Origin of the sequence: Cupriavidus respiraculi, assembly GCF_914271545.1 — a bacterium.
Lineage (GTDB): Bacteria > Pseudomonadota > Gammaproteobacteria > Burkholderiales > Burkholderiaceae > Cupriavidus > Cupriavidus respiraculi.
The window spans coordinates 370,968-382,898 of sequence record NZ_CAJZAH010000003.1; the positions used below are offsets into that span (position 1 = coordinate 370,968).

Consider the following 11,931-nt stretch of genomic DNA (forward strand, 5'->3'; position numbering starts at 1 on the left):
GCGCTCAACCCTGCGCGTCTTCTGCCACCGCAGCCAGGTCGCGTCCCTTCGCCTCCTTCACCACCGCGTACCGCGCCAGCGTCTGCTGCCTCGCCACGTCATGCTGCACGATGGGCCGCGGGTAGTCCTGGCCTAGCCGGACGCCAGCCGCGCTCAGCACGTCCTCCCGCGCCGTCCACGGCGCGTGCAAATACCTGTCGGGGAGGGCGCCCAGCTGCGGCAGATACCGCCGGATGAATCGTCCGTCCGGATCGAACTTCTGCGATTGCGTCACCGGATTGAAGATGCGGAAGTAGGGCTGCGCGTCGCAGCCGCTCGATGCCGCCCACTGCCACCCGCCGTTGTTCGCCGCGAGGTCGTAGTCGTTGAGCCGATCGGCGAAATACTGCTCGCCGCGGCGCCAGTCGATGCCCAGGTCCTTGCTGAGGAAACTGGCTGTCACCATGCGCAGCCGGTTGTGCATATAGCCGGTCTGGTTCAGTTGCAGCATGGCGGCGTCCACCAGCGGATAGCCGGTGCGACCCTCGCACCAGGCGCGGAAATAGTCCTCGGCGACTTCGCCCTGTTCCCAGCGGATGGCGTCATACGCGGGATGGAAGGACTTCCCAGCCGCCACGCGCGGGTGGTGGTGCAGCACCATGAAGTAGAAGTCCCGCCAGATCAGTTCCGACAGCCACGTCGCCGCGCCGCTGGCGGCGGCCCCGCCGTACAGCACGGCCGTATGCGCGGCGCGGGCGAGCGTGCGGATCGAGATGGTGCCAAAGCGCAGATGCACCGACAGATAGCTCGGCCCGCGCAGCGCGGGAAAGTCGCGCCGGCGCTGGTAGTCCTCGATGCGGGTGAGGAAATCGTCGAACAGCTCGTGCGCGCCCTCGCTGCCGATGGGGATGGCCAGTTCCGGCAGGTTGGTGGGCGCGAAGCCCAGGGTCTCCAGGGCGGGCATGCCGCGGTCCAGGGCCGGGGGCGGCGCGGCGAGCGCCGGCAGATAGGGCGCGACCGGATAAGGCCGCAGGTCGAACGGGCGGACTTCGCGCAGCCAGGCGTTCTTGTAGGGGGTGAAGACTGCGAACGGCTTGCCCTGGCCATTGAGGATCTCGTCCCGCTCGAAGACGACCTGGTCCTTGAAGGTGAACAGCAGGCGAGCCTCGCTGGCCAGCGCATCGCGGACTTCGGCGTCGCGCGCGACGGCGGCCGGCTCGTAGTCGTGGTTGGCGAAGACGGCCTGCACGTCCAGGTCCCGGGCCAACGCGGGCACGGCGCGGCTGGCGCTGTCGTGCAACACGATGAGGCCACCGCCGGAGGCGCGCAGGGCAGCCTCCAGGGGTGCGAGCGAACGCAGGATGAACTCGACGCGGCGATCCTGTTGCAGGCCCCGTTCCAGCAAGGGGTCGAGAATGTCCCGGTCGAAGACGAACGCGCACCAGACCTGCCGGCTGTGCTTGAGGGCATAATGCAGCGCCGCATGGTCGTCGATCCGCAGGTCTCGGCGGAACCAGACGAGTGCGCGCTCGAAGCGGCGATCGATCTGGTAGGGGCGGCGTCCGGAATCGGAAAGCGGGGGCAAGGCGTTTCTCGTGGATATTGCGGCGTTGAAGGCCGGATTGACGTGGGCGCTACCCTAACATAGCGACATCGCCGCCTGCCCGGCCGCGATGGCGCCCTTACCATCAACTTCCGACGTACCAGCCACACCATGACTCTCGATCGCATTCTCCAATCCCAGGGCTTCGGCACGCGCCGCTATTGCGGGGACCTCGTGGCGGCCGGCATGGTGGAAGTCAACGGCGAGGTGTGCGATGACCCTTCGGCCCAGTTCGAGGTGGAGGGCCTGCAAATCGCCATCGACGGCGAGCCGTGGACGTGCCACGCCAAGGCGTACGTGATGCTGCACAAGCCCGCCGGCTACGAATGCTCGCAGCGGCCCATCCACCATCCGAGCGTCTATACGCTGCTGCCGGACCCGTTGCGCCTGCGCGGGGTGCAGGCGGTCGGACGGCTGGACCAGGACACCACCGGCCTGCTGCTGCTGTCCGACGACGGCCAGTTCATCCACGCGCAGACCTCGCCCAAGCGCAAGATCCCCAAGATCTACGAAGTCACCACGGCCGAGCCGGTCACCGAGGCCCAGGTCCAGGCGCTGCGCAGCGGCGTGCAGCTGGACGACGAGCCGGCGCCACTGGCCGCGCTGGCCTGCGAGGCGACCGGCGAGCGTTCCCTGCGGCTGACCCTGTCCGAGGGTAAATACCATCAGGTCAAGCGCATGGTGGTCGCCGCCGGCAACCACGTGGTCGCCCTGCACCGCAGCCGCATCGGGGCACTGCCGCTGGATCCCGCGCTGGAGCCGGGCGAATGGCGCTGGCTGACGCCGGAAGACCTGGCCGCGCTGACCCGCAAGGAATAGGCGCGGGTCCCGGGGGCGGTCGCCGCCCGGCGCGGAGCGCGATGGTGCACCGCGGCGACGGCGGAATCTTTTCCGGAATCTTGGCCATGATTTGATAAAATGCAGCCCATGGCGAAGCCCGAAGCCCTCATCAATCTGACGAATCAGTTCCTGATCGCCATGCCAGGCATGGCAGATCCGACGTTTACGGGCGCAGTCGTCTATATCTGCGAACACAACGAGCGCGGCGCGCTGGGCCTGGTGATCAACCGGCCCATCGATATCGACATGGCCACGCTGTTCGACAAGATCGACCTCAAGCTGGAAATCCAGCCGGTGGCCCAGCAGCCGGTCTACTTCGGCGGCCCGGTGCAGACCGAGCGGGGCTTCGTGCTGCACGACCCGGTGGGCATCTACGTGTCGTCGCTGACCGTGCCCGGCGGGCTGGAAATGACCACCTCCAAGGACGTCCTCGAAGCCGTCGCCAATGGCAGCGGTCCTCACCGCTTCCTGCTGACGCTCGGCTACGCCGGCTGGGGCGCCGGACAGCTGGAGGAAGAACTGAGCCGCAATGGCTGGCTGACCGTCCAGGCCGACCCCGAGATCATCTTCAGCGTCCCTCCCGAGGAACGCTTCGCCTCCGCCGTTCGCCTTCTGGGCATTGATTTCACCATGCTCTCCGGCGAGGCGGGGCATGCCTGACGCCGATGCGCCGCAAACCACCCCGCCCGCAAGCGCCCCCGTCCTGCCCGTGGACGGCACGGTGCTCGCCTTCGACTACGGCGAGAGGAAGATCGGCGTCGCGCTGGGCAACTTCATCACGCGCCAGGCCCGGGCGCTCACCATCGTCCCCAATCTCACCGTCGAGGGCCGGTTCGCCGCCGTGGCCGCGCTGATAGAGGAATGGGCGCCGGTGCACCTGGTCGTCGGCATGCCGGTGAACCCGGAAGGCGGCGAGCAGCCCTCGATGCGGCTGGCGCGCCGCTTCGGCAATCAATTGAACGGACGCTTCGGTCTTCCGGTGACCTGGATCGACGAACGCTATTCGTCCCGCCTTGCGGAGATGGGCGGGGCCCGTCCCGGGGCGCTCGATGCCGAAGCCGCGCGCATCATCCTGCAACAGTATTTCGACCAGCATCCGCTATGACCCAGACATCCTCCCTTGACGCCGAGGCGCTCTACCGTACCCTGCGCGACCAGGTGCGGAACCTGCTTCCCGCGGAGTCCGGCCCGGCACGAGACAAATGGTCGATCGCCGGCATCCATTCGGGCGGCGCCTGGATCGCCGAGCGGCTCGCCGCAGACCTGGGGCTGCCCAACCACGGCATGGTCAACGTGGCCTTCCACCGCGACGACTACGCGAAGAAGGGCCTGCACAGCCAGGCGCAGTCGACCACGCTGCCGTTCGACGTGCAGGATCGCAACGTGCTGCTGATTGACGACGTGCTGGCCACGGGCCGCACCATCCGCGCCGCGGTCAACGAACTGTTCGACTACGGCCGGCCCGCGCGCGTGGCGCTGGCCACGCTGGTCGACCGTGGCGGACGCGAATTGCCGATCGCCGCCGACTTCGTCGCCCAGCGCATCGAGCTGCCGCGCGGCACCACGCTGGTGCTGTCGCGCGAAGGCGAGGGCGCCGACACGCGCTTCGCCTTCTCCACCGAAACCTCCACCGAAGTCTTCCCCGGTGCCGGCAACTGACCGGCTCCGCGCGGGCGTCGGGCCGGCCGCGTCATCGACGCGGCCCGCGCGCGGCCCGCATCGCCACCACCAACGCCAGACCAGCCAATCGCCATTGCCCGGGCCTCACCTGCCATGATCAAGACGTTCCGCAATCCGCAGCTCACCAAGAACGGCGAGCTGAAGCATCTGCTGTCCATCGAAGGACTGTCGCGCGACATGGTCACGCACATTCTGGACACCGCCAGCCAGTTCGTCTCGCTGTCGGACTCGGACCGCGACGTCAAGAAGGTGCCGCTGCTGCGCGGCAAGAGCGTGTTCAACCTGTTCTTCGAGAACTCCACGCGCACGCGCACCACCTTCGAGATCGCCGCCAAGCGGCTGTCGGCGGACGTGCTGAACCTGAACATCAACGCCTCGTCGACCAGCAAGGGCGAGTCGCTGCTGGACACCATCAACAACCTGTCGGCGATGTCCGCCGACATGTTCGTGGTGCGCCATGCCAGCTCGGGCGCGCCCTACCTGATCGCGCAGCACGTGGCCCCGCATGTGCATGTCATCAACGCCGGCGATGGCCGGCACGCGCACCCCACGCAGGGGCTGCTCGACATGTACACCATCCGGCATTACAAAAAGGACTTCACCAACCTGACCGTCGCGATCGTTGGCGACATCCTGCATTCGCGCGTGGCCCGCTCGGACATCCATGCGCTGACCACGCTGGGCGTGCCGGAAGTGCGCGCCATCGGGCCGCGCACGCTGCTGCCGTCCGGGCTGGAGCAGATGGGCGTGCGCGTCTTCCATAGCATGGAGGAAGGCCTGAAGGGCGTCGACGTGGTGATCATGCTGCGTCTGCAGAACGAACGCATGAGCGGCGCGCTGCTGCCCTCGGCGCAGGAATACTTCAAGGCCTACGGTCTGACGCCGGAGCGCATGGCGCTGGCCAAGCCCGACGCCATCGTCATGCACCCCGGACCGATGAACCGCGGCGTGGAGATCGACTCCGCCGTGGCCGACGGCCCGCAGTCGGTGATCCTGAACCAGGTGACGTTCGGCATTGCGGTGCGCATGGCCGTGATGGGCATCGTGGCCGGCAATCACGACTGAAACAAGAACAACCGATACCAGCCAAGCGACACGATATGAAGATTCACATCAAGGGTGGCCGCCTGATCGACCCGGCCGCGAACGTCGACGCGCAGCAGGACCTCTATATCGCCGCCGGCCGCGTCGTCGGCGTGGGCAACGCGCCCGCCGACTTCCAGGCCAACAAGACCATCGACGCCAGCGGACAGATCGTGTGCCCCGGACTGGTCGACCTGTGCGCGCGGCTGCGCGAGCCCGGCTACGAATACAAGGCCACGCTCGAATCCGAGGTGGCGGCGGCGTCGGCCGGCGGCGTGACCAGCCTGGTGTGCCCGCCCGATACCGACCCCGTGCTCGATGAGCCGGGCCTGGTAGAGATGCTCAAGTTCCGCGCCCGCTCGCTGAACCAGACGCACGTCTATCCGCTTGGCGCGCTGACCCTGGGCCTGAAGGGCGAGACCCTGACCGAGATGTCGCAGCTCACCGAGGCGGGCTGCGTCGGCTTCAGCCAGGCGGAGATGCCGATCCGCAATACCCAGGTGCTGCTGCGCGCGCTGCAATACGCGCAGACGTTCGGGTTCACCGTCTGGCTGCGCCCGGAAGATCCGTGGCTGGGCGGCGGTGTCGCAGCCAGTGGGGCGGTCGCCTCGCGGCTGGGCCTGTCGGGCGTCTCCGTGATCGCCGAGACCGTGCGGCTGCATACCATCTTCGAGCTGATGCGGGCCACGGGTGCGCGCGTGCACCTGTGCCGGCTGTCGTCGGCCGCCGGCATCGAGCTGGTGCGCCAAGCCAAGCGCGAAGGGCTGCAGGTCAGCTGCGACGTCAATATCCACCACGTCGGGCTGACCGACGTCGATATCGGCTTCTTCAACTCGCAGATGCGCTTCTCGCCGCCGCTGCGCGGCGGGCGCGACCGCGATGCCATCGTCGCTGCGCTCGCCGACGGCACCATCGACGCGCTGTGTTCCGATCACACGCCGGTGGACGACGATGAAAAGCTGCTGCCTTTCGGCGAAGCCACGCCGGGCGCCACCGGGCTCGAACTGCTGCTGCCGCTGACGCTGCGCTGGGCCGAGGAGCATGGCGTGCCCCTGGCCACGGCGCTGGGACGCATCACCGCAGAGCCGGCCCGCGTAATCGGTCTCGCGGCCGGCAAGCTCGCGCCGGGCTGCGCGGCCGACGTCTGCGTGTTCGATCCGAAGCAGACCTGGAAGGTCGAGCGCCGCTCGCTCAAGAGCCAGGGCAAGAATTCGCCGTGGCTGGGCTACGACATGCAGGGCCGGGTGCGCACCACCCTGGTGGGCGGCCAGATCGTCTACGAGGCCCGCTGAGCGGTAACGGCCGATGATCTGGCTGCGCAAGATCGCCCTCGCGCTGCACCTGCTGCGCGGCGTCGTGACCTGCGCCGTGCTGTTCCCCTGGATCGGGGCCAGCGTGCGGCGCTGGCATATCCGGCGCTGGTCGCTGCGGCTGCTGCGGCTGTGCGGGGTGCGGCTCGAACTGGTCGGGACCGTGCCCGATCAGGCCGATGTGGCCGGCACCCATGGCGCGATGGTGGTCTGCAACCATATTTCGTGGCTGGATATCTTCGTCATCCACTGCTGGCATCCGGCACGCTTCGTCGCCAAGTCCGAGATCAGGGGCTGGCCGGTCATCGGCTGGCTGTGCGCGCAGACGGGCACGCTGTTCATCGAGCGCGGCCGCAAGCGCGACGCCCACCGCGTGCTGCACGACATCACCGACTGCATGCTGCAAGGCGACCGCGTCTGCGTCTTTCCGGAGGGCACGACCAGCGATGGCGCACAGGTGCTGCCCTTCCATGCCAACCTGATGCAGGCGCCGATCTCCGGCGGTCTGCCGGTGTTGCCCGTGGGACTCGCCTATCTCGACGCCGCCACGCGGGAGCGCACCGTGGCGCCTGCCTATATCGGGGAACTCACGCTGATGCAGACGCTCAACGCGGTCCTTCATGCCCCGCCCATCGTGGCGCGCCTGAGCTTCGCGCCGCCACTGCGCGCCACCGAACCGAGCCGCCGGGCGCTGGCCGAAGCCTCGCGGGAAGCGGTGGCTCATCTGTGCGCCGGCGCCCACGACGCCGCGGCGGATGTGGTCGCGCGGGCCAATGCCGCGGTTCCCGCCATGGCCGTCCCCGCCGCCGCTGGCATGCCCTGACCGCGGCTGTCATCCCTGCTCAAGTGGGGATCACATTGCGAGACTCAAGAATCACAATTTCCGCCGCATTCCACCTGGACCACGGAGCGATCCGCCGGCTCGGGAGACAGCCGCGCCGCGGTCAGCTTGCCGCCCCAGACGCATCCGGTATCGAGCGCGATCAGGTCCGGACGCATTACCAGGCCGAGAGCTGACCAGTGACCGCAGACTACGGTCGCGTCCGCGCTGTGCCGCCCGGGCACGTCGAACCACGGCATGAAGCCTTCGGGCGCGTGGCCCAGGCCCTCCTTGGTCTTGAAGTCCATGACGCCTTCGGCGGTGCAAAAGCGCAGGCGAGTCAGCGCGTTGATCACGACCCGGTGACGCTCGATGCCGCGCAAGCCGTCATGCCAGCGGTCCGCCGCGTTGCCGAAGATATCGGCAACGAAGTCCCGCCAGCCCGGCCCCTGCAGCCGCTGCTCGACCTCCCGGGCCAGTTCCAGAGTCTTGTCGACGGTCCACTGCGGCAGCACGCCGGCATGCACCAGCAGGAAGCCGTTCTCCTCGATGGCCAGCGGCCGGTGCCGCAGCCAGTGCAGCAGGTCGTCGCGGTCCGGCGACTCCAGGATGTCGTCCAGCGTGTCGCTGCGGCCCGACTTGCGCACGCCGGCGGCCACGGCCAGCAGATGGATGTCGTGGTTTCCGAGAACGGTGCGGACACGGTCGCCCCAGGCCATCACGGTATGCAGCGTCCGGGCAGAGGAGGGGCCGCGGTTGATCAGGTCTCCGACGAAGCGCAGGGGGGCGTCGGTGGGCAGCGCGTCGACCAGTCGGTCGAGTGCGTCGGCACAGCCTTGGAGGTCGCCGATGGCGTAGGGGAGAAGACGGGGGTCGGGGGCGGGCATCGAAACGGCGGAAAAGCCATATGGCAAAGGATGGCTTGATTGTAAAGAGATGGGGGAGCGATCGTTACAACAGGCTACAAAAAGATGACGGGTCGGGGTAATCCCCATCCTTCGGTCGGATAGAATACGGCCACTTCTGCAGGTACTTATGATCCCGCTGTCCGTGCTCACGGGCCAAGGCGGGCGCCCGACTTTTCGTTGGGTATTCGAAACATATCGATAGGCAGGGAGCTCAGGGTTTGCCACAAATACTCGTTACCGGAGGCGCCGGATTCATCGGCGCCAACTTCGTTCTGGACTGGCTGCGCGATGGCGATGCCGACGGCATCGTCAATGTCGACAAGCTCACCTACGCTGGCAACCTCAAGACGCTTGCCTCACTGGAAGGCGACGCACGGCACACCTTCTCGCGGACGGATATCTGCGACCGCGCGGCGCTGGACCAGTTGTTCGCCATGCATCAGCCTCGCGCGGTGGTGCATTTCGCGGCGGAAAGCCATGTCGACCGGTCGATCCATGGTCCCGGCGACTTCATCCAGACCAATATCGTCGGCACCTTCACACTGCTGGAGGCGGTGCGGGCCTACTGGTCGGGCCTTGACGACACGCGCAAGACCAGCTTCCGCTTTCTGCATGTCTCCACCGACGAAGTGTTCGGCTCCCTGGGGCCGAACGATGCTCAGTTCTCGGAGACCACACCCTACGCGCCCAATAGCCCATATTCGGCGTCCAAGGCGGCCTCCGATCATCTGGTCCGCGCCTACCATCACACCTACGGGCTGCCGGTGGTCACTACGAACTGTTCAAACAACTACGGTCCGTACCATTTCCCCGAAAAGCTCATTCCGCTGGTCATCTCGAATGCCCTCGGCGGTAAGCCGCTGCCGGTCTATGGCGACGGCCTGAATGTCCGTGACTGGCTGTATGTGGGCGACCACTGCGCCGCCATCCGAGAGGTGCTCGCGCGCGGGCGGCTTGGGGAGACATACAACGTCGGTGGCTGGAACGAGAAGACCAACCTCGAGGTCGTCCACACCATCTGCGATCTGCTCGACGAACTGCGGCCGAAGGCGGCCGGTTCCTACCGGGACCAGATCACCTTCGTCAAGGACCGGCCCGGGCACGACCGCCGCTACGCCATCGACGCGCGCAAGCTGGAACGCGAGCTCGGATGGAAGCCGGCGGAGACCTTCGAAAGCGGTCTGCGCAAGACCGTTCAGTGGTATCTGGACAATCAGGCGTGGGTGCAGGACGTTATGTCGGGGGAATACCGGAATTGGGTGGCGAAGCAATATGCCGCGTAAGCTATCGCGTACTCCGACCATTCTTGTAACTGGAAGCAACGGGCAGGTCGGCTTCGAACTGCGCCGCAGCCTTGCTCCGCTGGGCCGGGTCATTGCGCTGGACAGAGGCAAATGCGATCTGTCCGATGTCGACCAGCTTCGCCGGGTTGTGCGCGATGCGAAGCCGGACGTCATCGTCAATCCCGCGGCCTACACCGCCGTCGATAAGGCGGAGACGGAGCGCGATCTCGCGTTCGCGATCAACGCCACAAGTGTCGGTGTGTTGGCCGAAGAGGCGAAAGCACTGGGCAGCCTGCTGGTTCATTACTCGACCGACTACGTATACGACGGCCGAAAGGACAGTCCCTACGTCGAGAGCGACGAGGTCAATCCGCAGTCGGTCTATGGCGCAAGCAAGCTGGCCGGGGAGCAGGCCATCGTGGCGAGCGGCGCGGCCGCGCTTGTATTGCGCACTTGCTGGGTGGCTGGCGCGCACGGCGGTAATTTCGCTAAGACGATGCTGCGCCTTGCGCGCGAGCGCGACACCCTTCGGGTCATCGATGATCAGCTCGGGGCGCCCACCACGGCCGCCTTGATCGCCGATGTTACGGCACAGATCGTGGGACGCCGGTGGCTCGAAGCAAAGGACGAGTTCCCGGGAGGTGTGTACCACCTCGCAGCAGACGGCTTTACCTCCTGGCACGGCTATGCCGTCGAACTTCTCACGTACGCGCAGCAACATGGCGAAGCGTTCAAGGTCGATCCAGCTCAGGTCGAAGCGATCCCCACATCGGCTTACCCCCTGCCCGCACCGCGTCCCGCCAATTCGCGTCTGAACACGGAAAAGCTCCGGCAGACCTTCGACATTTACCTGCCGGACTGGCAGACGGGCGTGCATCACTTGCTCGACCAGATCCTGAGCTGAAAGGGTTTCCCATGCGCAAAGGCATTATCTTGGCCGGAGGTTCCGGCACCCGTCTCTATCCGATCACGCGCTCCGTATCCAAGCAATTGCTGCCTGTATACGACAAGCCGATGATTTATTACCCGCTGTCGACGCTGATGCTCGCGGGGATTCGGGACATTCTTATCATTTCGACGCCGGAAGACACCCCGCGCTTCTCCGCCATGTTGGGCGATGGCAATAAGTGGGGTATCAATCTGCAGTATGCCGTGCAGCCTTCGCCCGACGGCCTCGCCCAGGCATTCGTCATCGGCCGCGACTTCGTGGGCAACGATCCGTCCGCGCTCATCCTCGGTGACAACATTTTCCATGGCCACGACCTGGTGAGCCAGTTGCACCGGTCCGCCCGGAAGGAGAAGGGAGCGACCGTTTTTGCATATCACGTGCACGATCCGGAGCGCTACGGGGTGGTCGAATTCGACGACAGCTTCCGTGCTGTCTCGATCGAAGAGAAGCCGGCCAAGCCGCGTTCGCACTACGCCGTGACAGGCCTGTATTTCTACGACAACCAGGTTTGCGACATTGCAGCCGATATCAAGCCTTCGGCACGCGGGGAATTCGAGATCACCGACGTCAACAAGCGCTATCTTGAAATGGGGCAGCTTGACGTCGAAATCATGGGTCGCGGTTACGCATGGCTGGACACGGGCACCCATGATTCGCTGCTGGAGGCGGCGACCTTCATCGCTACGCTGCAGAACAGGCAGGGTCTGATGGTGGCTTGCCCGGAAGAAATTGCCTATCGCAGCAAGTGGATTACGGCAGATCAAGTGGCTGAACTGGCGCGGCCCCTGGCGAAGAATGGATACGGCAAGTATCTGCAGCATATCGTCGGAGAAATCATCAAATGAGTCTCACCGTCATTCGTACGGCGCTGCCGGAAGTACTGATCCTGGAGCCAAAGGTATTTGGCGACGATCGTGGATTCTTCATGGAGAGCTTCAACGCCGCGGTCTTTGCCGAGGCAACAGGCGTAGAACGGGAGTTCGTGCAGGACAACCATTCCCGTTCCGCGCGCAACGTGTTGCGCGGTCTGCATTACCAGATCCAGAATCCCCAAGGCAAGCTGGTCCGCGTGGTGTCTGGGGAGGTACTTGACGTGGCCGTCGACATGCGGCGTTCGTCGTCCAACTTCGGCAAATGGGTCGGAGTGCGACTGTCGGGCGAAAACAAGCGCCAACTCTGGGTGCCGGAGGGCTTTGCCCACGGTTTCGTGGTGCTATCCGAATCGGCGGATTTCCTTTACAAGACGACCGACTACTACAACCCATCAGCGGAACGCAGCGTGCTGTGGTGCGATCCCGCGATCGGCATCGACTGGCAGATTACAGGTGAGCCGCTGCTCGCCCAAAAAGACCGGCAGGCAGTTACGCTCGACCAGGCTGAGTGCTTCGCGTAAGTCGGTCGCATGGCCAGTATTGGGCATGCCAGGCGCGACTCCGCTTTGATTTTGGGGGCTGGCCGCGGACATCGTGTCCGGGA

Annotated in this window: 13 protein-coding genes; 11 read left to right on the forward strand and 2 right to left on the reverse strand. The window is 65.9% G+C overall.

Annotated features, from left to right (window positions below):
- Positions 1-4: 4 nt before the first annotated feature.
- Positions 5-1,564, reverse strand: a complete 1,560-nt coding sequence (locus LDO27_RS16785) for a cryptochrome/photolyase family protein (protein ID WP_224042875.1) — start codon at positions 1,562-1,564, stop codon at positions 5-7.
- Positions 1,565-1,693: 129 nt separating this feature from the next.
- On the opposite strand from LDO27_RS16785, the gene LDO27_RS16790 reads away from it, so the two are divergent.
- From LDO27_RS16790 to LDO27_RS16820, 7 genes are all read left to right on the forward strand, one after another.
- Complete coding sequence (locus LDO27_RS16790; RefSeq protein WP_224042876.1) at positions 1,694-2,401, forward strand: pseudouridine synthase; 708 nt, start codon at positions 1,694-1,696, stop codon at positions 2,399-2,401.
- 108 nt (positions 2,402-2,509) lie between these two features.
- Entirely contained in the window at positions 2,510-3,082 is a 573-nt protein-coding gene (locus LDO27_RS16795; RefSeq protein ID WP_222208016.1) for a YqgE/AlgH family protein, read from the forward strand.
- Complete coding sequence (gene ruvX / locus LDO27_RS16800; RefSeq protein ID WP_222208014.1) at positions 3,075-3,527, forward strand: Holliday junction resolvase RuvX; 453 nt, start codon at positions 3,075-3,077, stop codon at positions 3,525-3,527. The genes LDO27_RS16795 and ruvX overlap by 8 nt, the downstream gene beginning before the upstream one ends.
- Entirely contained in the window at positions 3,524-4,081 is a 558-nt protein-coding gene (pyrR, locus tag LDO27_RS16805; RefSeq protein ID WP_222208012.1) for a bifunctional pyr operon transcriptional regulator/uracil phosphoribosyltransferase PyrR, read from the forward strand. The genes ruvX and pyrR overlap by 4 nt, the downstream gene beginning before the upstream one ends.
- A gap of 114 nt (positions 4,082-4,195) precedes the next feature.
- Positions 4,196-5,167, forward strand: a complete 972-nt coding sequence (locus tag LDO27_RS16810; protein WP_224042877.1) for an aspartate carbamoyltransferase catalytic subunit — start codon at positions 4,196-4,198, stop codon at positions 5,165-5,167.
- A 35-nt stretch (positions 5,168-5,202) separates the two neighbouring features.
- Positions 5,203-6,477, forward strand: a complete 1,275-nt coding sequence (locus LDO27_RS16815; RefSeq protein ID WP_224042878.1) for a dihydroorotase — start codon at positions 5,203-5,205, stop codon at positions 6,475-6,477.
- Positions 6,478-6,490: 13 nt separating this feature from the next.
- Positions 6,491-7,318: a lysophospholipid acyltransferase family protein gene (locus tag LDO27_RS16820; protein WP_224042879.1), complete on the forward strand. Its 828-nt coding sequence runs from the start codon at positions 6,491-6,493 to the stop codon at positions 7,316-7,318.
- 44 nt (positions 7,319-7,362) lie between these two features.
- On the opposite strand, the gene LDO27_RS16825 is transcribed toward LDO27_RS16820, so the two are convergent.
- Positions 7,363-8,202: a symmetrical bis(5'-nucleosyl)-tetraphosphatase gene (locus tag LDO27_RS16825; protein ID WP_224042880.1), complete on the reverse strand. Its 840-nt coding sequence runs from the start codon at positions 8,200-8,202 to the stop codon at positions 7,363-7,365.
- Between the two features lie 239 nt (positions 8,203-8,441).
- Between LDO27_RS16825 and rfbB the strand changes: the two genes are divergently transcribed.
- Genes rfbB through rfbC form a run of 4 tightly spaced genes read left to right on the forward strand, consistent with a single transcriptional unit; the run spans position 8,442 to position 11,848 of the window.
- Complete coding sequence (gene rfbB, locus LDO27_RS16830) at positions 8,442-9,506, forward strand: dTDP-glucose 4,6-dehydratase (RefSeq protein ID WP_224042881.1); 1,065 nt, start codon at positions 8,442-8,444, stop codon at positions 9,504-9,506.
- Positions 9,496-10,410 carry a dTDP-4-dehydrorhamnose reductase gene (gene rfbD, locus LDO27_RS16835; RefSeq protein ID WP_224042882.1) on the forward strand — a complete coding sequence of 305 codons (915 nt, stop codon included), beginning with the start codon at positions 9,496-9,498 and terminating at the stop codon, positions 10,408-10,410. The genes rfbB and rfbD overlap by 11 nt, the downstream gene beginning before the upstream one ends.
- Before the next feature lie 11 nt (positions 10,411-10,421).
- Positions 10,422-11,300 carry a glucose-1-phosphate thymidylyltransferase RfbA gene (rfbA, locus tag LDO27_RS16840; protein WP_224042883.1) on the forward strand — a complete coding sequence of 293 codons (879 nt, stop codon included), beginning with the start codon at positions 10,422-10,424 and terminating at the stop codon, positions 11,298-11,300.
- Positions 11,297-11,848: a dTDP-4-dehydrorhamnose 3,5-epimerase gene (gene rfbC, locus LDO27_RS16845; RefSeq protein ID WP_224042884.1), complete on the forward strand. Its 552-nt coding sequence runs from the start codon at positions 11,297-11,299 to the stop codon at positions 11,846-11,848. The genes rfbA and rfbC overlap by 4 nt, the downstream gene beginning before the upstream one ends.
- Positions 11,849-11,931: the final 83 nt, after the last annotated feature.

What these genes read in the sequence shown, in the direction of transcription:
- LDO27_RS16790 (WP_224042876.1), top strand. Translation starts at nt 1,694, where the DNA reads ATGACTCTCGATCGCATTCTCCAATCCCAGGGCTTCGGCACGCGCCGC.
- LDO27_RS16795 (WP_222208016.1), top strand. Translation starts at nt 2,510, where the DNA reads ATGGCGAAGCCCGAAGCCCTCATCAATCTGACGAATCAGTTCCTGATC.
- ruvX (WP_222208014.1), top strand. Translation starts at nt 3,075, where the DNA reads ATGCCTGACGCCGATGCGCCGCAAACCACCCCGCCCGCAAGCGCCCCC.
- pyrR (WP_222208012.1), top strand. Translation starts at nt 3,524, where the DNA reads ATGACCCAGACATCCTCCCTTGACGCCGAGGCGCTCTACCGTACCCTG.
- LDO27_RS16810 (WP_224042877.1), top strand. Translation starts at nt 4,196, where the DNA reads ATGATCAAGACGTTCCGCAATCCGCAGCTCACCAAGAACGGCGAGCTG.
- LDO27_RS16815 (WP_224042878.1), top strand. Translation starts at nt 5,203, where the DNA reads ATGAAGATTCACATCAAGGGTGGCCGCCTGATCGACCCGGCCGCGAAC.
- LDO27_RS16820 (WP_224042879.1), top strand. Translation starts at nt 6,491, where the DNA reads ATGATCTGGCTGCGCAAGATCGCCCTCGCGCTGCACCTGCTGCGCGGC.
- LDO27_RS16825 (WP_224042880.1), bottom strand. Translation starts at nt 8,202, where the DNA reads ATGCCCGCCCCCGACCCCCGTCTTCTCCCCTACGCCATCGGCGACCTC.
- rfbD (WP_224042882.1), top strand. Translation starts at nt 9,496, where the DNA reads ATGCCGCGTAAGCTATCGCGTACTCCGACCATTCTTGTAACTGGAAGC.
- rfbA (WP_224042883.1), top strand. Translation starts at nt 10,422, where the DNA reads ATGCGCAAAGGCATTATCTTGGCCGGAGGTTCCGGCACCCGTCTCTAT.
- rfbC (WP_224042884.1), top strand. Translation starts at nt 11,297, where the DNA reads ATGAGTCTCACCGTCATTCGTACGGCGCTGCCGGAAGTACTGATCCTG.